Source organism: Hyphomicrobium sp. D-2 (genome assembly GCF_029872155.1).
GTDB lineage: Bacteria > Pseudomonadota > Alphaproteobacteria > Rhizobiales > Hyphomicrobiaceae > Hyphomicrobium_A.
The window spans coordinates 547,728-568,351 of record NZ_JARXLA010000003.1 but is presented as its reverse complement, the minus strand read 5'-3'; the positions used below and the strand labels follow the sequence as shown (position 1 = coordinate 568,351).

General features: G+C 59.7%; 22 protein-coding genes. 14 read left to right on the top strand and 8 right to left on the bottom strand.

The genetic code is table 11. From position 1 onward, the window contains the following. Positions 1-98 precede the first annotated feature (98 nt). Positions 99-557 carry a YkgJ family cysteine cluster protein gene (locus QEZ49_RS08510; protein ID WP_083509569.1) on the top strand — a complete coding sequence of 153 codons (459 nt, stop codon included), beginning with the start codon at positions 99-101 and terminating at the stop codon, positions 555-557. A gap of 100 nt (positions 558-657) precedes the next feature. On the opposite strand, the gene QEZ49_RS08505 is transcribed toward QEZ49_RS08510, so the two are convergent. After that, entirely contained in the window at positions 658-1,947 is a 1,290-nt protein-coding gene (locus QEZ49_RS08505) for an FAD-dependent oxidoreductase (RefSeq protein WP_280385968.1), read from the bottom strand. Between the two features lie 153 nt (positions 1,948-2,100). Between QEZ49_RS08505 and QEZ49_RS08500 the strand changes: the two genes are divergently transcribed. Then, the gene (locus tag QEZ49_RS08500) at positions 2,101-2,751 is read left to right on the top strand and encodes a pyridoxamine 5'-phosphate oxidase family protein (RefSeq protein ID WP_280385966.1); all 651 of its coding nucleotides are present in this window, start codon (positions 2,101-2,103) and stop codon (positions 2,749-2,751) included. Positions 2,752-2,829: 78 nt separating this feature from the next. Here the strand turns inward: QEZ49_RS08500 and QEZ49_RS08495 are convergent, their stop codons facing one another. Further along, complete coding sequence (locus tag QEZ49_RS08495; protein ID WP_280385964.1) at positions 2,830-3,348, bottom strand: DUF6790 family protein; 519 nt, start codon at positions 3,346-3,348, stop codon at positions 2,830-2,832. A gap of 178 nt (positions 3,349-3,526) precedes the next feature. On the opposite strand from QEZ49_RS08495, the gene QEZ49_RS08490 reads away from it, so the two are divergent. The 5 genes from QEZ49_RS08490 (at position 3,527) to QEZ49_RS08470 (ending at position 9,124) form a co-directional block, all read left to right on the top strand. Then, positions 3,527-3,835, top strand: coding sequence for a DUF1289 domain-containing protein (locus tag QEZ49_RS08490; RefSeq protein ID WP_280385962.1), 309 nt, complete (start codon positions 3,527-3,529; stop codon positions 3,833-3,835). 171 nt (positions 3,836-4,006) lie between these two features. After that, entirely contained in the window at positions 4,007-7,051 is a 3,045-nt protein-coding gene (gene uvrA, locus QEZ49_RS08485; RefSeq protein ID WP_280385959.1) for an excinuclease ABC subunit UvrA, read from the top strand. A gap of 419 nt (positions 7,052-7,470) precedes the next feature. Further along, complete coding sequence (locus tag QEZ49_RS08480; protein WP_280385957.1) at positions 7,471-7,986, top strand: hypothetical protein; 516 nt, start codon at positions 7,471-7,473, stop codon at positions 7,984-7,986. A 211-nt stretch (positions 7,987-8,197) separates the two neighbouring features. Next, the gene (locus QEZ49_RS08475) at positions 8,198-8,749 is read left to right on the top strand and encodes a TIGR00645 family protein (protein WP_280385955.1); all 552 of its coding nucleotides are present in this window, start codon (positions 8,198-8,200) and stop codon (positions 8,747-8,749) included. Positions 8,750-8,995: 246 nt separating this feature from the next. After that, positions 8,996-9,124 (top strand): hypothetical protein, encoded by a 129-nt coding sequence (locus tag QEZ49_RS08470; protein ID WP_276510020.1) that lies wholly within the window; start codon positions 8,996-8,998, stop codon positions 9,122-9,124. 187 nt (positions 9,125-9,311) lie between these two features. Here the strand turns inward: QEZ49_RS08470 and QEZ49_RS08465 are convergent, their stop codons facing one another. Continuing rightward, positions 9,312-9,737, bottom strand: a complete 426-nt coding sequence (locus QEZ49_RS08465; RefSeq protein WP_280385951.1) for a hypothetical protein — start codon at positions 9,735-9,737, stop codon at positions 9,312-9,314. A 221-nt stretch (positions 9,738-9,958) separates the two neighbouring features. Between QEZ49_RS08465 and QEZ49_RS08460 the strand changes: the two genes are divergently transcribed. Beyond that, on the top strand, positions 9,959-11,083 hold the full coding sequence (locus QEZ49_RS08460; RefSeq protein ID WP_280385950.1) for a hypothetical protein: 1,125 nt from the start codon (positions 9,959-9,961) through the stop codon (positions 11,081-11,083). Positions 11,084-11,234: 151 nt separating this feature from the next. On the opposite strand, the gene QEZ49_RS08455 is transcribed toward QEZ49_RS08460, so the two are convergent. The 4 genes from QEZ49_RS08455 to QEZ49_RS08440 all read right to left on the bottom strand — a co-directional run bounded on the left by QEZ49_RS08455 (position 11,235) and on the right by QEZ49_RS08440 (position 13,264). Next, positions 11,235-11,552, bottom strand: a complete 318-nt coding sequence (locus tag QEZ49_RS08455) for a L,D-transpeptidase (RefSeq protein WP_280385948.1) — start codon at positions 11,550-11,552, stop codon at positions 11,235-11,237. Further along, entirely contained in the window at positions 11,549-11,941 is a 393-nt protein-coding gene (locus QEZ49_RS08450) for a hypothetical protein (RefSeq protein WP_280385946.1), read from the bottom strand. The genes QEZ49_RS08455 and QEZ49_RS08450 overlap by 4 nt, the downstream gene beginning before the upstream one ends. Positions 11,942-12,148: 207 nt before the next feature. Then, positions 12,149-12,676 carry a MaoC family dehydratase gene (locus QEZ49_RS08445; protein WP_348534799.1) on the bottom strand — a complete coding sequence of 176 codons (528 nt, stop codon included), beginning with the start codon at positions 12,674-12,676 and terminating at the stop codon, positions 12,149-12,151. Between the two features lie 54 nt (positions 12,677-12,730). Further along, on the bottom strand, positions 12,731-13,264 hold the full coding sequence (locus tag QEZ49_RS08440; RefSeq protein ID WP_280385944.1) for a hypothetical protein: 534 nt from the start codon (positions 13,262-13,264) through the stop codon (positions 12,731-12,733). 61 nt (positions 13,265-13,325) lie between these two features. Between QEZ49_RS08440 and QEZ49_RS08435 the strand changes: the two genes are divergently transcribed. From QEZ49_RS08435 to QEZ49_RS08415, 5 genes are all read left to right on the top strand, one after another. Then, complete coding sequence (locus QEZ49_RS08435; protein WP_280385942.1) at positions 13,326-14,591, top strand: tlde1 domain-containing protein; 1,266 nt, start codon at positions 13,326-13,328, stop codon at positions 14,589-14,591. Positions 14,592-14,896: 305 nt separating this feature from the next. Then, positions 14,897-15,133 carry a hypothetical protein gene (locus tag QEZ49_RS08430; RefSeq protein ID WP_280385940.1) on the top strand — a complete coding sequence of 79 codons (237 nt, stop codon included), beginning with the start codon at positions 14,897-14,899 and terminating at the stop codon, positions 15,131-15,133. A 378-nt stretch (positions 15,134-15,511) separates the two neighbouring features. After that, positions 15,512-16,186, top strand: a complete 675-nt coding sequence (locus QEZ49_RS08425) for an outer membrane beta-barrel protein (protein WP_280385938.1) — start codon at positions 15,512-15,514, stop codon at positions 16,184-16,186. Positions 16,187-16,458: 272 nt separating this feature from the next. Then, positions 16,459-16,764, top strand: coding sequence for a hypothetical protein (locus tag QEZ49_RS08420; protein WP_068461070.1), 306 nt, complete (start codon positions 16,459-16,461; stop codon positions 16,762-16,764). A 297-nt stretch (positions 16,765-17,061) separates the two neighbouring features. Continuing rightward, on the top strand, positions 17,062-18,693 hold the full coding sequence (locus tag QEZ49_RS08415) for a peptide chain release factor 3 (RefSeq protein ID WP_280385936.1): 1,632 nt from the start codon (positions 17,062-17,064) through the stop codon (positions 18,691-18,693). A gap of 55 nt (positions 18,694-18,748) precedes the next feature. On the opposite strand, the gene QEZ49_RS08410 is transcribed toward QEZ49_RS08415, so the two are convergent. Continuing rightward, positions 18,749-19,582 (bottom strand): LssY C-terminal domain-containing protein, encoded by an 834-nt coding sequence (locus tag QEZ49_RS08410; protein WP_280385934.1) that lies wholly within the window; start codon positions 19,580-19,582, stop codon positions 18,749-18,751. Positions 19,583-19,814: 232 nt separating this feature from the next. Between QEZ49_RS08410 and QEZ49_RS08405 the strand changes: the two genes are divergently transcribed. Next, complete coding sequence (locus tag QEZ49_RS08405; protein ID WP_280385932.1) at positions 19,815-20,591, top strand: DUF72 domain-containing protein; 777 nt, start codon at positions 19,815-19,817, stop codon at positions 20,589-20,591. Positions 20,592-20,624: the final 33 nt, after the last annotated feature.

Sequence of the window (20,624 nt, the reverse complement as noted above, 5' to 3'; positions counted from 1 at the left end):
CAAACCTTATGGGAAAAAGTGTGACATCCGCCGCAGAGCATGTCCCCACCTGTGGCCAAAGCCCTTATGCCTCTTGCTCTTTCCCCACGGCGCGTTGCATGAGTCAAGAAGGACAAGGCGTTATCAGACTGCTGCTGACGCTGTATCGGCCCGATGGTGGCCGAATCACCGCAGGAGAACACCGCGCTGTGAGCACCCAATACAATTGTCAGAAGTGTCCCGGCTACTGCTGCTCCTATCCGCTGATCCCGTTGGAGAAGCGTGACGTTGAGCGCCTCGCCCGTCACTACGACATGAGCTTCGACGACGCCCGGGAAGCGTTCACGAAGGAAGCGCATGGCCGCAAGTACGCCATGCGCCGCAAGAAAGATGACATCTACGGTCGCATCTGCCGCTTCTTCGACACCGACAAGCGCAGCTGCACGGTCTATGAAGCCCGCCCTGGCGTGTGCCGTTCGTTCCCCGGCGAGGGGCGCTGCGGCTACTATGACTTCCTGAAGTTCGAGCGCCGCGCGCAGGACGACGAAGAATTCGTCGCGCTCACCAACCACGGCTGAGTGCTTCCGGAAAAGTGGGATCCGGTTTTCCGATAAGAAGCACGTAGCGAAAGAACCGCTTCCGGAAAAAGTCGGAACCGGTTTTCCGGCAAGCCCGGCATCACTGACTGCGGGCTGTCCCTTCCCGGACAGCCCGTGCAGGCGCCCGTGCCGGCGATTGAATGTGCTCCGGGCGGATACCCACGCCGATGATCCGCGCCGGTATGCGTTGCAGCCATGGCGTGCGATCAATCAGGCGCATCATGCGTGGAACGCTCAGTGGTTGCGCCGCCCCCAGCACCGGCTGAATGATACGGTTTTGCGCCAGAACCTGCAGCCGCTGCGTCACCCGTGTCGGGAACATGCGTCGGCGCTGAACCTTGGCCAGTTCGTAGGTTTTCAGCGTGCCGTCGGCCAGCGGACGCCACAGGATATTTGCCGCCGCCACCGCATCCTGAATGGCCAGGTTGATGCCCACGCCGCCCATCGGCGACATGGCGTGCGCGGCATCGCCAATGCACAGCAGCCCCGGGCGGAACCAGGTGCTGAGACGATCGATCCGGACGCTGAGCAACTTCACGTCGTCCCAGTTACGCAGCTCATCAACGCGGTCAGCCAGAAACGGCAGATTGTCAGCTACGATTTTGCGGAATGCTTCGATGCCGCCATCACGGATGGCGTCGGAGGCGCCCTTCGGGATCACGTAAGCGATCTGGTAATAGTCGCCCCGATCGATCACCGCGAAGAAGCTGCCAGCGTTGAAACGGCCGGAGGTCTGCGGCTCGTCCGGCCGCCGTGACAGGCGCAGCCAGAAAACGTCGATCGGCGCGCCGATATCCTGCACCTCGAACCCCGCTTGCCGCCGGACTACCGAATGGCGGCCATCGCAGCCGACGGTCAGCGTAGCGCGGACAGTCAACGGTCCGTCCCGCGTCATAGCTTTTACGCCAGCAACGCGTCCGTTGTCTTCGATGAGGTCCGTCGCCTCCGCCTGCATGATGAGGCGGAAATTCGGATAGGCCGCTGCCTTCGATGCCAGGAAGTTCAAAAAATCCCACTGCGGCATGAAGGCAATGAAACCATAGCGCGGGCCCAGAAAGCTGAAGTCTGCAAACTTTATAGGTGTCTCGCCGATCATTGCCCCAAGCTTTGCAAGCTGGCTGTGCGGCAGGCGCAATAGCTCATCGAGCAGACCAAGTTCATCCATCAGCCGCAGCGTCGAGGGGTGGATCGTGTCACCGCGGAAATCGCGCAGGAAGTCGGCGTGCTTCTCCAGCACCGTCACATCGACACCGGCTCGCGCCAGCAGAAACCCCAGCATCATGCCCGCCGGTCCACCGCCAACGATGCAGCAGGTCGTTGAAATCTCCCGCGCCGATACCACCTGCTCGCCCATGCTCTGCGTTTCCATCGGTCTCGCTCCTCAGACTGAATAACGCATGCCGGAGAAAAGCTGCCGGGCGGTTACGGCGCGCACCGCATAAGGGCGCGATTGTGCATCCGGTTGCAACCCGTTCGTGCGCTGCGTAATACTTGAGCAAAAAAATCATTGGGAGGACGCATCTTGAGCCAACTCTATGGCCCGTCGCACAGGCGACTGCACGATCAATTCGGAACCGGCCGGCTTGCAAACAGACTGGAAGAGCTGTCCCACGCCGAGTTCGACGATGCTGATCGCGAGTTTATCTCCCACGCGCCGATGTTTTTTCTGAGCACCGTCGATACGCTTGGACGCCCGACCGTATCCTATAAGGGCGGCGCGCCCGGCTTTGTGCGCATAACCGGCGCCAGTGAGCTTCTGTTCCCTTCCTACGACGGCAACGGCATGTTCCTGTCGGTCGGCAACATCGCCGCCACCGCCAACATCGGCATGCTGTTCATCGATTTCGAGAACCCGCGCCGTTTGCGGCTGCAAGGCGTCGCGCGGATAGCTGAGATTGATGCGCAGAGCGCCGATTATCCCGGAGCGCAGCTGCTGATCTCCGTTCAAATCGAGCGGATTTTCGTCAACTGCGGGCGTTACATCCATCGCACCCGCGAGCGATTGTCCGCGCATGTGCCCGACGGGAACGGTCAGCAGCCATTCCCGATCTGGAAGAGGCTGGATCTGATGGAGGGCGCGCTTTCCGATGCCGATCAGCAGAAAGCCGACGCGGCGGGCGGCATCGTTCCAATCACGTGCTATCGCGGCGAGGATGAACCACCGGCGCTTTAGACCGTGATCGTTTCGGACGCCTAGCAGGCCGAAGCGTGTTTCATCGGTCTCAAACAGCTTGCAGCATCGCTTTGGATCCTACCGGTCCGAAGCGACGCCGCGTTGATCGGTGGCGCGCTTGAACCACAGCAGCGCGAAGCCGATGACCGGCAGCAAGATATCCGAATAGAGCATGATCCCGGCATTGCCCGGCGCCATATTGCCGGTCGCGATGATCGACTTCACATGCTCCGCCGCTGCACCCCACTGGAACATCGCCGGGCCCAGAATGGCGGCCAGCCGCACCATGCAGTTGCCCTTGAACGCCAGCAGGCCGACGGCAGCGAAGCCAAGACTTGCATACCCCACCTCGGCCTGAAACGGACTGTCCGCCCAGCCGATATAGACCGGCGCCAGATAGCCGAAGAAGACGTGGAACACGAAGTTGTAGAAGTAGGCGATCGCGATCGTGAACAGGATGAAATAGGCCAGCAGTTCTTCCGCCAGGGTGGCCCGCGTGAGCTCCTTGCGAAGCGCGACGATCAGGCCGGTGATAAGCCCCAGAACCAGAAACGTCAGCGTGAAATTGGATAGTGCAAAGTGGATCAGTTCGGCCATGAACAGGTGCCCCGCTTGGTCCATGGCACATTAGTCGGGGCCGGCTAAAGTCCTATGAATGACCTTCAAGTGAAATGGCCTTCAGGCGCGGGCGCACGGCTGAAAATTTAACATACCGGACGGCACTGCCAGCCCCGCCATTCCCATACGGACGCCCGATGCCTATGTGTCATCCCGCATGAAGATCCCCTCCCCCTGCATCAGTGTCTGCAAGTTCAAGAACGCTGGCCATTGCGTCGGCTGCGGCATGACCAAAAAGCAGAAGAAAAAGTTCAAGCGCCTTGAGGGCAGGAAGAAGAAGCTGCGCTTTATCGAGGCGCTGCGCATCCAGCAGCAGGAGGTGGGGCTGAAGGCCAACTGGGAGCGGGCTTACCGGCGGCGCTGCCGGAAAAAGGGCGTCGACTGCCCCCTCGACCGTGCCGAAGCGCCTGCCAGCCCGGAATTGCCACTCCCGCCCCCCGTCCCTGCCGCCGCCCCCGTAGCTTAGGCAACAGCCCCGGAATGTGGGCTTATGCGCGCGCCAGCCAGCCCAGCCCGCTTGTGGGCTTTCGCGCCTTGCGCCGACCCACTATCTATGGCCCATCTTAGCCACCCACCGTGCGCCCAGACGCGCCGGGTGGCCTTCTGCTGCCTCCTTGGCCCCGGATAGAAATTCTCCATGGCAAAAGCCCCCAAGTCGCCCATCGCTACCCCCTCGCTGATGAAAACCATCCATGTTCGGGGCGCGCGCGAACACAACCTGAAGAACGTCGATCTGGAGATCCCGCGCGACGCGCTGGTTGTGTTCACGGGGCTATCGGGATCGGGCAAGTCGTCACTTGCGTTCGACACCATCTATGCCGAGGGCCAGCGCCGCTACGTCGAGAGCCTTTCTGCCTACGCGCGCCAATTCCTGGAGATGATGCAGAAACCGGATGTTGACCACATCGACGGCCTTTCGCCCGCCATCTCCATCGAGCAGAAGACAACGTCGAAGAACCCGCGTTCGACCGTTGGCACGGTTACCGAGATCTATGACTATCTACGCCTGCTGTTTGCGCGCGTCGGCGTGCCCTATTCGCCTGCAACCGGCCTGCCGATCGAAAGCCAGACCGTTTCGCAGATGGTCGATCGCGTACTGGCGATGCCAGAGGGCACGCGGCTTTATCTGATGGCGCCCATCGCGCGCGGCCGCAAAGGCGAGTTCAAGAAAGAACTGGCCGAACTGCAAAAGAAGGGCTTCCAGCGCGTCAAGATCGACGGCACGTTCTACGAGATCGACGAAGCACCCAAGCTCGACAAGAAGTTCAAGCACGATATCGATGTCGTGATCGATCGCCTCGTTGTGCGCGCGGACATCGCCAAACGCCTTGCCGATAGCTTCGAAACGGCGCTGAACATTTCCGACGAGCAAATCGCGTTCGCGGAATTCGCGGATAAGCCGCTGGATGAATCCGAAACCAAAGGCGCGAACAAAAACAAAAATGAGACGCACGAACGCGTGACGTTTTCGGCGCGTTTTGCCTGCCCCGTTTCCGGCTTCACCATCGATGAGATTGAGCCGCGACTGTTCTCGTTCAACGCACCAGCCGGCGCATGCCCAACCTGTGATGGCCTTGGCACCGAACTACAGTTCGAGCCTGATCTTGTCGTGCCGAACGCCGATCTGTCACTGTCGCAGGGTGCGATCGTTCCCTGGGCCAAAACGGGTTCGTCGTCGCCCTACTACGAGCAAACGCTGGAGAGCCTTGCCGCGCACTTCGATGTTTCCATGGACACGCCGTGGAACAAGCTACCCAAACACGTGCAACTGGCCATGTTCTATGGCACCGGCGACGACGACGTGACCTTCACCTATTTCGATGGCACACGGAATTACAACACCGTGAAGCCGTTCGAAGGCATTATCAGCAACATCGAGCGGCGCTGGCGTGAAACCGAAAGCGACTGGGTGCGCGAGGAGCTGGAGCGTTATCAGGGCTCGCACCCGTGCGAAACATGCGGCGGCTATCGCCTGAAGCCGCAGGCGCTGGCCATCAAGATCGACGAAATGCACATCGGTGAAGTCACCAACATGTCGATCAAGACGGCAAACGAGTGGTTTGCCGAACTGCCGAAAAAGCTCACCAAACAACAGAACGAAATCGCCACGCGCATCCTGAAGGAAATCCGCGAGCGGCTGCAGTTCCTCAACGATGTGGGCCTTGAGTATCTCACGCTGTCGCGCTCGTCGGGCACGCTGTCAGGCGGCGAAAGCCAGCGCATCCGTCTTGCCTCGCAGATCGGCTCCGGCCTGACCGGCGTGCTTTATGTGCTGGACGAGCCGTCTATCGGCCTGCACCAGCGCGACAACGATCGTCTGCTTGCCACGCTGAAGCATCTGCGCGACATCGGCAACACCGTGATCGTTGTCGAGCATGACGAAGATGCGATCCACGCTGCCGATTATGTCGTCGACATCGGTCCCGGCGCGGGTGTTCACGGCGGCCGCATCGTATCGCAGGGCACTCCCGCTGAGATCATGGCCGATCCGGATAGCCTGACCGGACAGTATCTTTCCAACGTGCGGATGGTGCCACTGCCCAAGAAGCGCCGTGCGCCCCAGAAGGGCAAATCGCTCAAGATCGTTGGCGCAACCGAGAACAACCTGCAGGATGTCAGCGTCGACATACCGCTTGGCCTGCTCACCTGCGTTACCGGTGTTTCCGGCTCGGGCAAGTCCTCGCTAATCATCGACACGCTTTACGCCGCCGCTGCGCGCAAGCTCAACAACGCGCGCATTCAAGCTGGCGCGCACAAGCGCATTGAGGGGCTGGATCAGCTCGACAAGGTCATCGACATCGACCAGTCGCCCATCGGCCGCACGCCGCGCTCCAACCCGGCAACGTATACCGGTGCATTCACGCCAATCCGCGACTGGTTTGCGGGGCTGCCGGAAGCCAAGGCACGCGGTTATGGCCCGGGTCGCTTCTCGTTCAACGTCAAGGGCGGCCGCTGTGAAGCCTGCCAGGGCGATGGCGTCATCAAGATCGAGATGCACTTCCTGCCGGATGTCTACGTCACCTGCGACGTCTGCAAGGGCAAGCGCTACAATCGCGAAACGCTGGAGATCACCTATCGCGAGAAGTCGATCGCCGACGTACTCGACATGACGGTTGAAGAAGGCGCCAAGTTCTTTTCGGCCGTGCCACCTATTCGCGACAAGATGGAAACGCTGGCGCGCGTGGGGCTCGGCTACATCAAGATTGGTCAGCAGGCGACGACGCTGTCGGGCGGCGAAGCTCAGCGCATCAAGCTGTCGAAGGAACTGTCGCGCCGCGCTACCGGGCGCACGCTTTACATCCTCGACGAGCCGACGACGGGACTGCATTTCCACGACGTCGCCAAGCTGCTTGAAGTGCTGCACGAGCTGGCCGACGCGGGCAACACGGTGGTTGTCATCGAGCACAATCTTGAAGTGATCAAAACCGCCGACTGGGTGATCGACATGGGCCCGCAAGGTGGCGATGGCGGCGGCACGGTGGTGGCTGAAGGAACGCCGGAGGACATTGTCGCGACAAAGGCAAGCTTCACCGGCCAATATCTGAAGCCAGTTATGGCGCGCAAGCCTGCGCCCGTAAATGCACGCTCAAGCCAAAGTGCTGCGCAGCCGGCCGCCGATCAGGTCTCAACCGGAGCAACCGCAGGCTCCAGCAAAAAACCAAAACGTCACGCAGCTGAATAACGCCCACACGTCGGCTCCGACAGCCTTGCAGGCACTAGCCGTTGCTGTGCGTTCAGGCGGACGCGAGAGCTAAACAAGGATTGCAAGGATTGGTGCGAAACCAAAACTCTGCATAGAAACATTCCGCCATCGTGCGGTCTGTCATGAATCCGTCATCATGCGCGCAGACCGCTTGATCACTGTCCCCCGCATACGACGTTTGCTAAATTCGCATAGTCGGAATTAGGAAACGTTCTAAGTCTTCGTCCGATCTGGATCAGGAAACACGCGCGATTTTCAGCATGCCGGTGCATTTTACCCTTTGCGCACTGGCGCAAATCCATCGTGGCAAATGATTGCCGTTTAATATTCTTGCTGCGAAACATCATCCGAGCTACCTGTTACGTAATCATCAGGTTGCACCTTAGAAACAATCCCGATTGGTGCGACGCGTGATGAATCCGCGGGACTTACGCATTGGATTCGCTGCCGTGTCATTCGAGGAAGACTGCTCCATCGCAGAACATGCCATACGCGCCTGGGCTGCTGGAGACGTTCAGCGCGTTCTAAACGTCATGCATCCGGACATCATCTTTCTAGTCAATGTCGACGGCATTCGGGTTCCGTGGGCAGCCAGCAGTTACGGCCGTGAAGACGTTGAATTCCGCATCACGCTTGTGCTGACGACGTTTTGGATCGAACGGTTCGCCCTCAGACGGATTGTTTCTGGACCTGATTTCAGCACCGCGTCGGTACATGGCGTTTATCGCCACAAGAATACTGGCGAAGTTCTGGATGTCATGCTGCGCTTCAATTTCTGGACGGCAAACAACATGCTGACCCGAATTGAAGAGTTTGTTGATGGCCCCTATCTCGAAGCCTACGATCGTTTTGTACGGCACATTCAGATGCTGGCAAACAGCGACCACGATAGCGGCATAGCGCCGTTCAAATAAATGTGAACGCCGCGCTTCTCTGGCTCCGCAACCAAATTGCAGCAAGTGAAGCCGCTCAAATAGGCCGTAGCCTTTCCGATCAAATGCCCTTTGCTGCGGCATTTGCCGCGTGACGGTTTAGCCGCCGCGCGTTGTCTCATTCCGCACTGTCCGTCTCCTGTGATATGGGCCGTCACCTATCATCGAACAGCAACGGACAGGCGCAACCCATATGGCTCGCGACGCGAACCCGTCACCCACTTCCCTGCTCGCTTCCCTGATCTTCGGCTCACGTTGGCTCCAGGTTCCACTGTATCTGGGCCTCATCATCGCCCAGGCCGTCTATGTGTTCCTGTTCCTCAAGGAACTGGCGCATCTGGTTCTGCACGCGACATCGTTCGGCGAGCAGCAGATCATGCTGATCGTGCTTGGCCTGATCGATGTCGTGATGATCTCCAACCTGCTCGTCATGGTGATCGTCGGTGGCTATGAGACCTTCGTCTCGCGCCTGAAGCTGGACGGTCATCCCGATCAACCCGAATGGCTCGACCACGTGAACGCCAGCGTTCTGAAGATCAAGCTGGCGATGGCCATCATCGGCATCTCGTCGATTCATCTTCTCAAGACGTTCATTGAAGCTGGCAATCTGGGATCCGATGGCGCCAAGCTCACTGAAGCTGGCGTGATGTGGCAGACCATCATCCACATCGTGTTTATCCTGTCGGCGGTCGGCATCGCCTACGTCGACCGGCTCGGCCGCGAAATCCCTGCCGAACAGCACTGAGGGCTCAACTCAAGGCCGCTAGGGGCGCAAATTAAGCCCTATGTTGGCCGATTGTTGCTCTGGGCCGAGCGCCATGCAGCCCGATGAGGCTGTTCGTTAACGGGCAGCAGCAGCAAAACCGCCGGTTTCAGGACCGGCGGCAATTATGGGGCTGACAACCGGCCCGGCGGGAGGCTATGAGGCTGGCGGGAAATCCGCGCCCGACGGCGCTTCTGACCAACCCGTTCAAACCTATTGGAGAGACCCATGCCCACGATGTCGGATTCGCGCCGCAAGCAGATCCAGGCCCGCCAGCGCAAGGCTGAGAACGCTAAGAAGCGTGAAGCCAAGATTGCCAAGAAAGAGCGCAACCAGGCGGAAGCCGCTGCGAACTAAAACATGGGCGGTTTGAACCGCCTGTGCCCTCTACACAAACGGCGGCGCTCTCGATGAGCGCCGCCGTTGTCGTATCGATCATTTGAACCGGAGGCCTATCGCATGTGCGTCCGGTTCATTGACGTGTTTTACGTTCCGTCCCGGTGCGCCCCGCATCACGCGGTCGGGGCACGAGCGTCGCGATGGATTATTGAACCGTAGCGTTCTTATCGACCTTCGGAAGATCCTTTGCTTCCTCCTCGGTCAGCTTAATCACGACGCGTTCATCAGTTGCGCTGCCGATCTGGTTTGCGCCCAACTTGACGCGTGTCTCGCCCAATCCAAGGAAGCCACCGATATCGGCGTAGATGTCTTCGCCGTTCACCAGCGCCACCTCGCCAAGACGCTTGCCGTCGATTGAGAATAGCGGGCGGCCAACCCAATCAACGGTCGGCATCACAGTGGCATTCACTGCGCCGCGATTGACATCGACATCAAGTTCAACGCCACCACTTGGCGCCTGCACCTTTACGCCGGGCGTATTCACCTTCACGTCCGCCAGCTTCATTTCTGCCAACGCGCCAGTTGCAGTACCCGCAATAAGGATGGCGGCGAGAGTTGTGCGGCTGATCATGATCGTCCTCCGTTGTGTTACGGAGCAAAAACGCGGCTCGTCCGTGTGCGTTCCGCAATTTCCTTAACTTATTTAACGCGGCGCGGTGCCGCACAAGCATCAACAGCAACACCATCACTACGCTGAGTTTCGCTACAAACGCAGCCCAATGACGCGGAGATGACAATATCTTAAGGAAGCTGCGACTGGAAAATTTCACGCAACTCGCGTAACCAGACACAATGAAACCGGCATCAATTTCCGCAGCGCTCATCCTTGCGCTTACCGCTTCGGCGTCCGGGCATTTCCCTGGCGCTGGTAGCTTCTCACCCGTTTCCTCCGCCCACGCACAACGTCTGCCAGCCAAACTCACACGCGAGCAGGCGCATGCCGTTGCTGCCTATGACGCGGCATTGGCAGACTTCAAACGGGTGTTGGCTGAGCGTCGGAGCCAGATCGATGCCAACGCCAAACTGGCCAACCGGCCGGGACAGGAAGTGTATCTGGCGCGCGTCAAGGTGATGAGCACCTATAAGGATCTCACCGATGCGATACCGGAGCGTATTGGACCGCCCAATCGCTTCGATGTGCCGCCAGCGTATTTCGACAAGGAGATCGAGCCGCTGATTGAAGAGTACGCTGCACTCTTCAAGAACATGCAGGCACCGCCGAAGTTTGCACAGGCATCAAACACTCCGTTCAAGGACGTGTATGACATCGGCCGCGCCATCGGTCTGGCCCAAGGCCTCGACAAGAAAACAGCCGACGCTGCAGGGCGCATCAGCCTTGGTATCTTCTTCGCCGAAACCAACGGCAATCAGAACATCGGCAATGGCCGCTCCAAGACTTACAAGGGCAGTCTGCAAACCGGTCCGAAAGAAAATACGAACGGCAAGCGCAAGTGGAACGGCCTGAAGGAGCGGATCGCGAAAGTTGCCCCTGACGTCGCCAAGCGTGACGCAAAGGAGGCTGCGCGCGCACGCGGCATCGACGAGCGCTACAATCACTGGGTCGCCGTGCGTAACGGGCTGATGAACGCGCACGCAGACCTGTTTGCGCAGCTACCGGAAATAACCAAGGTGCTGCCCAACGAAATCGATCAGATGAAGTTTTTCCAGCTCATCCAGATCGTGCCGACACCCACACGGGCCGCGCTTAGCTCCGGCGATTTCATGAACTACCGCATCACCAGTCCGCGCGTGATGGGCTATCTGCGCAACAACTCAATGTTTGCATTCGGCAAGAAGGAGCGCGCCAAGACCTCGGCCACCTACCGCGAGATCCTCGACGCGATGTGGCTGTTCGAAAGCAAGTTCAAGAAGGCGCAGGCCAAGTATGCGGAGCTGAAGTCCGGTCAGGAAAGCTGAGCGGGAGCCGCTTGGACGGACGGTGGGACGGCGGCTAATCGGACCGCCGACAGTTGCTAGAATGCAAAAGCGGGCGCCCTGTGAGGGGGCGCGCCGTTTCTCTATGCCGATAAACAGATCTCAACCGGTGCCCGGCGGCCCGTTATCCGGATCAGTTCGCCCAGCTTTCGACGGCCTGACGCGGCAGCTCGTTGCTCTGCATGTTGCGCAAACGCGGACCACCAAGCGAGCGGCTACCACGGCGGGTTGCGACCGGTGTCTGCGAGATCTCTTCTGACCGGAAGCGTTCCCACGTTACCGTGACGCGTGTTCCGCGGGGAACGCGCGGATAGAGATCCAGCACGTCCTTGTTGTACATGCGGATGCAGCCCTTGGACGCCGCCGTGCCGATGGTCCAAGGGGCATCGGTGCCGTGAATGCGATAAAAGCTCGAACCGAGATAAAGCGCGCGCACGCCCAGCGGATTCATCGGATGACCGCCCGGAACCCAGCTTGGCAGGCGCGGATCCTTCCTTCAGCATTGAAGGCGTAGGCCGCCAGGGCCGGATTTTCGCGCTTCTCCGTGACCGTGGTCACGCCCTGCCAGCGATCTTCCTCACGTGGCGTAGCTACAGGATAGCTGATGGCCTTGCCGCGCTCGTGGATGAAATACAGGTTGCGGTCAGTGAAGCTGACGATGATCTGGCCGGGCGTATATTTCTCGTCAAACGAGACCACACGACGGCCGCTGCCATCGGTCTTGCGCTCACCGTCCCAATCCCAAAGCAACTGCGCCGTCGCCGGCTGAATTGCGCCGAACAGTCCGGCCCATACAGTTGCCAAACCCCACAGCAAAGCTGGCACTGCAAACGTCCGCATCATTGAATCGCCCTGAATGAAAACCCTCAGGCTAGCCTGCCGCAATACTGTGGCAGGACAAGGGTCATCTGATCTTCATCCCCAACGAAGCGGGCTGGCCATTTTTCCGCAAGAGCGAAGCTGCTTCGCGGGTGCAACCGGCGAGCCGGTGTCGCAATCGCGACACATTTATTCCGCCGCTGTCGATAAGTCGCGCGGCGACAGGCGCTACGTAACACCATGACATACCGTATTTTTTTGCTTTTTACGCAGCGTGGCCAGATTACACGGCGGGTCCGGACACACCGTCCGGCCTGCGCGGCACCACCAACCGGGAAACCATGATCTGCACGGTCTCGCCGCGCTGATTTTCGGTTTCCGATCGCACCTGATCACCATGCCCCGATGCGGCTTCGTGCGCGATGGCTTGATTTCCACGATTTCGCTGGTCACCCGCAGCACGTCACCGGGTCGGGTCGCCAGCGGCCAGGTGATGTCGCCGCCGCCGCCAATGACGCCACCTGCGATCGGCGCGCCACCCTCGACCAGCAGCCGCATCGTGACCGAGGCCGTATGCCATCCGCTGGCCGCCAACCCGCCGAACAGCGAATCCTTGGCCGCGGTTTCATCGAGATGGAAAGGTTGCGGATCAAATTCAGCCGCGAAGCGCTTGATAGCTTCGGCCGTCATCTCATGGCTTCCGCTTTCAAAGCGTTGCCCGACGGCGAAATCCTCAAGGTAAAGCTTCGCGACCATTGTTTTTGTGCCGGATGCGTAACCGGCTCCTTCTTGCCTGAAATCCGGTGCGGTTCAGGTCGGGAGGACCGAGCGGAGCTGGTCTTCAAACTGCTTGATGGCGGTGAGCGCACGCTCCTTCACAGCCTGGGCGCGCGGGCTGGAATCGCTGGCTGCAAAGCCTTCAATCGCGCTCTGGGCGTTATTGACGATACGCGTGGCCGAATTCCACGGATTGAGCTCACGCAGCGTCATGGCCTGCAGAAGCTGAGTCAGAATAACGCCGGTAGCCAGCACCATACCGTTGAGTTCGGCATTCTCTTGCGTCAGGCGCTCGATGGCAGCGTTGATGTCTTCTTTGTTGGTGTCTTGCGACATGGATGTCTCCGAGCGAGTGAGGATTTCAGGATCGCCTATAGCACGGCAAGGTAAATGAACGACCTTTATGGGCTGTCGTGCGTTTGCGACCAATAGCGCCGCGATGCGACAGCCGGAACGGGCGCCACCGCCATGCGCCTGACAAACATCAGCGGTTTTTTGCCCCAACTTGCTTGCTGCAATCCGACGACCCGCCAAATACCTGAACGATAGGGGCAAAATCGGCGCCATGGTATTGCCCCGACTCTCGGAGTACGAAATTGTCTGCGGTCGTGAATCGGGGTTGGACTGCGTGCAGAAAACAACAGCACAACTTGGCTTTAGAGCATGGGGCATTGCCGCCGCGATGCTCGTGCTGACGGCTGTGCCTGCTGTGGCGCAGATACCCGATTTTTCCGGCTCTATCAGCACTAGTGGCGCCAACCTGACGCCTGAGCCGCCGCCCCCTTCCGCTGCAGCGGCGCAACTCGCCGATATTTTCAGCCAGGTGGGCGACGAAATCTATGAAGAGTGCATCTTTGAGTTGTCGCCGGAACAACTTGGAGTGCAGCACCAGCTTATCAGCGCGTACATCGAGCAAGGCGCCCCCAGTGCGCTGGCCCGCCAACTCGCCGTCAAACAGATCACCCCGCCGCAGCTGACATCCAGATGCCAGCAGATCAGATCCCTGCCGCGCGGCACGATTGACGAGGACGGCACGATCGTTGAGGCCTCGCTGCCTGCCGACCCTGCTCCGGAAGCAGCACCCTGGGACACAACCCTGAAGGTTGAAGTGAAGCCGCCGCCGGCCAAATCGAAGGTCGCCGGGCGGGACACCAAGGCAGGGAAGCAGAGCGGATCGCGCGCAGAAACGCCCGCTTCCGAAACCGTGCTCGCGGCGCTGAAAGATCGCAAGATGCTGCCGATGTGGGACTGCTCGTCGAACGTCGACTATGTCACCATCAGCCTGAACGGCTTCCGGCGCAAACTTTCGGGCGGCGAAATCTGCAAGCCTTTCCAGGATGTCGTGCGTGAAGTGCCGACATCAGCGGGCAACTTCAAACTTGGCTACACAATCCGCACTGGCCGGCTTTTCGTGATCTCCGACAATGCCGCCATCGACGGTCGTACGATCACGTGGGCGCTTTCCGGCCGCGACGTCTGCCGCAACAACCCCGATCCGGAGTGTCTGGCCGCCAGGGCTGTCGGGCCGCTGCCACCCGGCGAATACTCATTCGCGTCCGACAAAGCCCGCCGTATCAACTGGGGGCCTAAAACAAAGCGCAACGTCGCCGGCATCTGGCTGCGCAAACTCTGGAACCAGGACCAGTATACGCCGCAGCAGAAGAAGGCCATTTTAGCTCGCGGCAACATTGCCATCCATGTGCGGCTCAAGGGCGAAATGTCTGAAGCGTGCATCGGCATGGAGCCGAAAGGCTGGTCCTATGTTGCATCGCTGATCAAGGATGGACGCGCGACGGGCGTGAACGTCTACATCGATGAACCACACACGCAGGTTGCTGAAGCGCCACCCGTTATCGAAGGATCGTCCTTCTCGCTCACGTCGCTGTTCAAGTGACGAAGCAGCGAGTTGCCATGACACCCGAGCAATGCCGCGACCATCCGCCTGCCACGCCTACCCCGTAGGGTAGCTACCATCGCCAACCAGACTTGACCTAGGTTTGGCAGCGGCATCCTGATGCATGCCCACCCGAAAAATATTGATGCATTATAGCGTCTTAATACCTGCTGAGATGTACCCTTGATGAGGGATACCAGCTTTGTAACCGCCCCGGCTGCCGGATGCAGACAATCGGGCCATCGCACTTCAACAGACATTAGTGTTCGCCGTTTAGTTGGAAGTGAGCCCATCAGAGCGTGCCGATGACAGACTTGCTCGAAACATCAGACAGCCGAAAAGCCGGCACCTCCACAGGCGACAAGCTTGCGCGCATTGGCAAATCCGTTCCGCCCAGCACGGCCGTAACGGTGGGCACGATTGTGATCTTTGCCATCGCCGTCGCGATTATTTCAGCTTTCGGCGTGAAGCGCAGTGATCCGCGCACCCCGGCTTCCCACCCGAGCCAGGTAATCAATCCGGCAAACAGCAACGCCGGTTAAACCCAGGCTTTGCGCCCGCACGCGCTGATGCTGAATTCGGCATCGAGCCCGCGCGCAAAATCGATCTAGTTCTTTATTTAAAAGGCATTTCTGCCTTACCGCGCAGTATCGTGCGGATGCGCTGACGCGCATCCCCGACGTACTGGCGCACGCGCCAACAGGCAGCACTGTGACGCCACGAACAGTGGCAAGCGCCTTTTTACAGAAGCGATAATCCGCGCCAATTCGAGCCAAAGTTATTCATCTGCTGTGAAAAAAGCCGGTGCCTGTGTGCACAACCGCGGCCCGGTAACATTCGAGCCCCGCTCCGTCATGTTAGCCCTGCGTCTCGTTGCGTAGCCCGCGTATGAGGGGAACAAAAATTGAGCGAGGGAGTACGTGGCTTTGAAGAAGTTTTATCTTGCCGCCGCTGCAATGGCGGCCATCGTTACCGCGACGCCGTCTGAGGCGCAGGTACGCAATCCATGGAACGGTATGTATGTCGGTCTGCACGGTGGCTATGGCTGGCAGGATCTGAAAGGCACTTTCAATAACGCGACAAGCCTCTCGGCGCTCGATCTCAACGGCGGCATCATCGGTGGTCAGATTGGTTACAACTGGCAGAGTGACCAGTTCCTTCTGGGCCTCGAATTGGATGCATCCACGCTCGCGAACGGTGGCAGCACGATCAACATCCCGGCAATCCCGGCGACGTTGTCCGGCGACATGTCCCACATCGCCAGCGTCCGCGCGCGCCTCGGCTGGGCCATCAACAACTGGCTTCTGTTCGGCACCATCGGCTGGGGCTACGGCGAATACAAGTTCACGCAGAACGTGCCTGCACTCGCCTTCCAGGATCGCGTGCGCATGCACGACAACGGCCTGACGTATGGTGGCGGCATTGAGTGGATGCCATTCTACGGAGTTTCTCTGCGCGCTGAATATCTGCGCTATGACATCGGCGCGACACGGCATATTCCGCCGGCGTTCCCTGGCGTTCTGCCAGGCGATCGCGTTGGCTTCGACAACATCGATGTTGCCCGCGCCGCGCTCAACATCAAGCTGAGCAACTAAGTTTGACGACGGATGAGGCGCGGCGAACGGCATCACGTGATGCCGCTCCCGCCCCCTTCCGGCGACCATTTATTTACTGAAACCATCAGCTTCCGCAGCGGGCCAGCCCGGCCTCTGCAGGTGCAATAGAGCTGACGAAAACGCAGTAAAAACAGCGATTAGCGCGAAGGATTTGCCACCTTCCGGCCAATAAAATTACGCATTATTCATGCCCAATCTGCGGTTGTGGTGTGATAGCTTTGGCGCACCATCGCAAAAGGGCGACAAACAAAATGATCAAAAACGCATCTCTGGCAGCGATCGCCCTGGCGGTCATTGTTTCTGTTCCCGCAGCTTCCGTCCAGGCCGCCGATTACAAGTGCGCCGACGCAAAAATCAATACGGCTCTCAATGACGCCGACATCTCCATTTCCAAGCGCGAAAACGTGATCGCGGAAATGAAGAAGGAAATTAAAGACACCGGCGGCTCGACCCCGCAGCACGACAAGGCCATCACGCACTTCGAGGAGAAGCTCTCGAAGGTGAAGGAAAAGCGCGAGGCGCTGATGAAGGAATGCAAGGGCGAGGCTGCACCCTGATCTGAAGCCAGCCTGTAGATTCAAAGGCGCTGCTCGGCTCCTCCAGCAGCGCCTTTTCTGTTTTTGGAGCTTGCTCGCCCGGCTCCCAACCGCCAACCTGAACGCGGGGCAATGCACAAGGCCCATCGGCGCCGTGCTGTTGCCGTTCCCAAATGGCATTTTTTGGCGCTAAAGCTGCCCGGTTCAATAACGCGGCTTCCGCGGGCATCGACCTCGCGTTTGAACGGTGCTAAGGGGCTGGCTAAATCCTTCCCTCCCTGCGCCCCGGTGCGCAACCAATTGCAGGCGGCAGCCCCTATGTCCGACGAACCCGCGCCCGTCCCTTCTGCACCGGCCAACAGTCCGGCCGGGAAGCTTGCCGCTGAAATACGCCGCCGGCGCACCTTCGCCATCATCGCCCACCCCGACGCCGGTAAAACGACGTTGACCGAAAAACTGCTGCTGTTCGGCGGCGCTATTCAGCTTGCCGGTCAGGTGAAGGCCAAGAAGGACGGACGCAACACGCGCTCGGACTGGATGGCCATCGAGAAGTCGCGCGGCATTTCCGTCGTCACCTCGGTGATGACGTTCGAATACGCGGATTCCGTTTTCAACCTGCTCGACACACCGGGCCATGAAGACTTCGCCGACCAGACCTATCGTACGCTGACGGCCGTCGACAGCGCCATCATGGTGATCGACGCGGCCAAGGGTATTGAATCGCGTACGCGCAAACTGTTCGAAGTTTGCCGCCTGCGGGACATTCCCATCATCACGCTCATCAACAAGATGGACCGCGAAGCGCGCGAGCCGCTGGAACTGCTGGACGAGATCGAGCAGGTGCTCGCGCTCGATACCGCGCCAATGGTGTGGCCGGTTGGTATGGGTCGCAACTTCCGCGGCACGTATGACCTGCAGAAGGATCGCTTCCGGCGCGTCGATGAAAATCCTGAAGGTGAAACTGTTTCAGGGCCCGACGACCCGATTTTCGACACCCTTCTCGATCCGGTCGACCTTGCGAAATGGCGCGAGGAAATCGAGCTGGTGCGCGATGCCTGTGGCAACTTTGATCTGAAGGCATTCCGCGAAGGCACGTTGACGCCGGTGTACTTCGGCAGTGCGCTGAGGAATTTCGGCGTGCGCGATATTCTGGATGCGCTGATCGCCTACGCGCCGCCGCCGCTCAGCCGTCCCGCCGCCGCCCGTACGATCGAAGCCACCGAACCCGCCATGACCGGCGTGATCTTCAAGATCCAGGCCAACATGGATCCGAACCACCGCGATCGCATGGCGTTCATGCGGCTGTGCTCGGGGAAGCTGACGCGCGGCATGAAGGTGAAACATGTTCGCTCGGATAAAACGATGGCACTTACCGCGCCGCAGTTTTTCTTTGCGCAGGATCGCTCGCTCGCCGAGGAAGCCTTCGCGGGCGACGTCGTCGGTATTCCCAATCGCGGCACGCTACGCATCGGCGATGCGCTGACCGAGGGCGAAAACGTGCAGTTCCTCGGCATTCCGTCATTTGCGCCGGAAATCCTGCGCCGCATCCGGCTTGAGGACGCGATCCGCGCCAGAAAGCTGAAGGACGCGCTGACCGAAATGGCGGAAGAAGGCGTAGTGCACCTGTTCACGCCAGTGGATGGCACGCCGCCGATCGTTGGCGTGATCGGCGCGCTGCAGCTCGACGTGCTGGGTGATCGCCTGATCCATGAATACGGTTTGCCGATCGCCTTCGAAACCGCTCCTTGCACAGTAGCCCGTTGGATCGAAGCGCCCGATCGCGCCAAGCTCACTGCATTCATCGAGGCCAACCGCCCCGCAATGGCGACCGACGCCGATGGCGACTACGTTTATCTTGCGCCTTCCGAGTTCAGCCTGAACTGGGTGGCTGAACGAAATCCAGACCTGGTCTTCAAGGATGTAAAGTCGGTGATGCAAGGGCCGGCATAGGCATCAGGAGGCTCCAAGCGCGCGGTGGAGCAGGTTCAGCAAGCGACGCATCACATCACGGCAACACCGCGCCTTTACCCAACGCCGCCACAGCAACATCGCCATCGGTAACGTAATGATTGACGTGGTGCTCGCTGACACTGTCGCCCGCGCGTACTGAAACAATCTCGCCGATGCAGTCGGCGGCCTTCAGCTCACCCATGATGTAGTCGCGTTCAGCGTTGGTATCTGAATCTGTCGCGTGGGTGATCTGGAACGTCATGCGCGTCAAACCAAAGCCGGTGTCGCGCGTGCCCGCACCAACCCACGACAGGCGCGCGCCCTTCGGCGGCACCTCCTGATTGAGCCAGAAGCGCGCCGACTGCACCTCGTCATCGTTCGGCATCACCCGCGCCCAGAAGCGCACGTGGTGACGTTTGCGTGGGCTATCATCGATGGCCTTCTGGAACCCGATATCCTGTCCGCGCCCGAACAGAAACAGCGTCGAAAACGGCGCGGTGGGATAAGGCCGGTTCACCACGAACGCCTTCACCATGCGCACGGAAGAAGCGAAGTTAAGTTTGTCAGCTTCGACCCAGCCGATGGCAGCAAAGGCCGCCTTCAATTCATCTTCGGTGCCATAGAGCGCCACGTTGACGGGATCGGCCGGCAGGCCATCGGCGGCGACGGTAAAACTTGGCACATGGCGCAGCTGCGAGAATTTCAGCGCCATGCGGACCGCATATGGCAACACCACATAGGCGGCGATTGCATATGTGAACGCGAGCGCGATGGCCACCGGCATGCGCTTGTCGGCGAAATCGAACACGACAAACACGATGAGCCAGATGCTGACGGCGCCAATCGAAAAAATGGCGATACGCTGTAGCGTTCGGATAAAAAATCGCAACTCGGCCCCCGCTCGCCCGTGAAGATGGTCGGCCTGCTCAGGCCGACATGTCACCAGCGCGATGGCTAGCATGAGCGCACGTAACGGCGGGTTAGCGGAGCGGTGTTTCCCGGAGCAGGCCCAAACCGGTTAACGGTTAGCAACCATTGCGCCGCCGATCGTGAAGGCAAAATTATCGGCGCGTTAGCATCGACGTCCTCTGATATGAGATCTTCAAGGGCAAGCTGAACGCATGGACGAAATCCGGCGAGCGATCCGCATCGGTTGTGCTGGTTGGGCGCTGCGCAGCGAACATCAGCAGCATTTCCCGACGGCAGAAACAGGCACGCACCTGCAGCGCTACGCCGTCCGCTTCAACGCGGTGGAAATAAACTCGTCATTCTATCGGCCGCACCGGGCCAGCACCTATGCGCGATGGAGCGCCAGCGTGCCGGATACATTTGCGTTCGCCGTGAAGATGCCGCGAGCCATTTCGCATGTAAGACGGCTGCGCAACTGCACTGAGGAACTCGACAGCTTCCTCGGGGAAGTTGCGGCGCTCGGGCCGAAGCTTGGTGTGCTGCTACTGCAGCTGCCGCCCAGCCTCGCAATGTCATCGGCCGACGCCGATGCATTCTTTGCACTGCTGCGCGAGCGCTATCACGGTCCGCTTGCCTGCGAGCCGCGCCATGGAAGCTGGTTCGACGCGGACAGTGACGCGCTGTTGCGGGCTTTCGCGGTCGCGCGCGTTGCCGCCGATCCGGCAAAAATTCTCGACGGATCACGGCCGGGCGGCGATCCAGCCCTCTGCTATTATCGCCTGCACGGCAGCCCGCGCATGTATTACTCCAGTTATTCCGACGCATGGCTGAACACGCTGGCTGCCGACATAACCCGCAGGGAAAATGCAGGGTGCAGCGTCTGGTGCATCTTCGATAATACGACCGTCGGTGCCGCAACCGCCAACGCGATGGCGCTTCAGAAGCAGCTGGCGACAAACGTCTGCGAGGCCATCGACGAAACCGCTTGACCCTGCCTGACCCGGACGGCACCGTCAGAATGT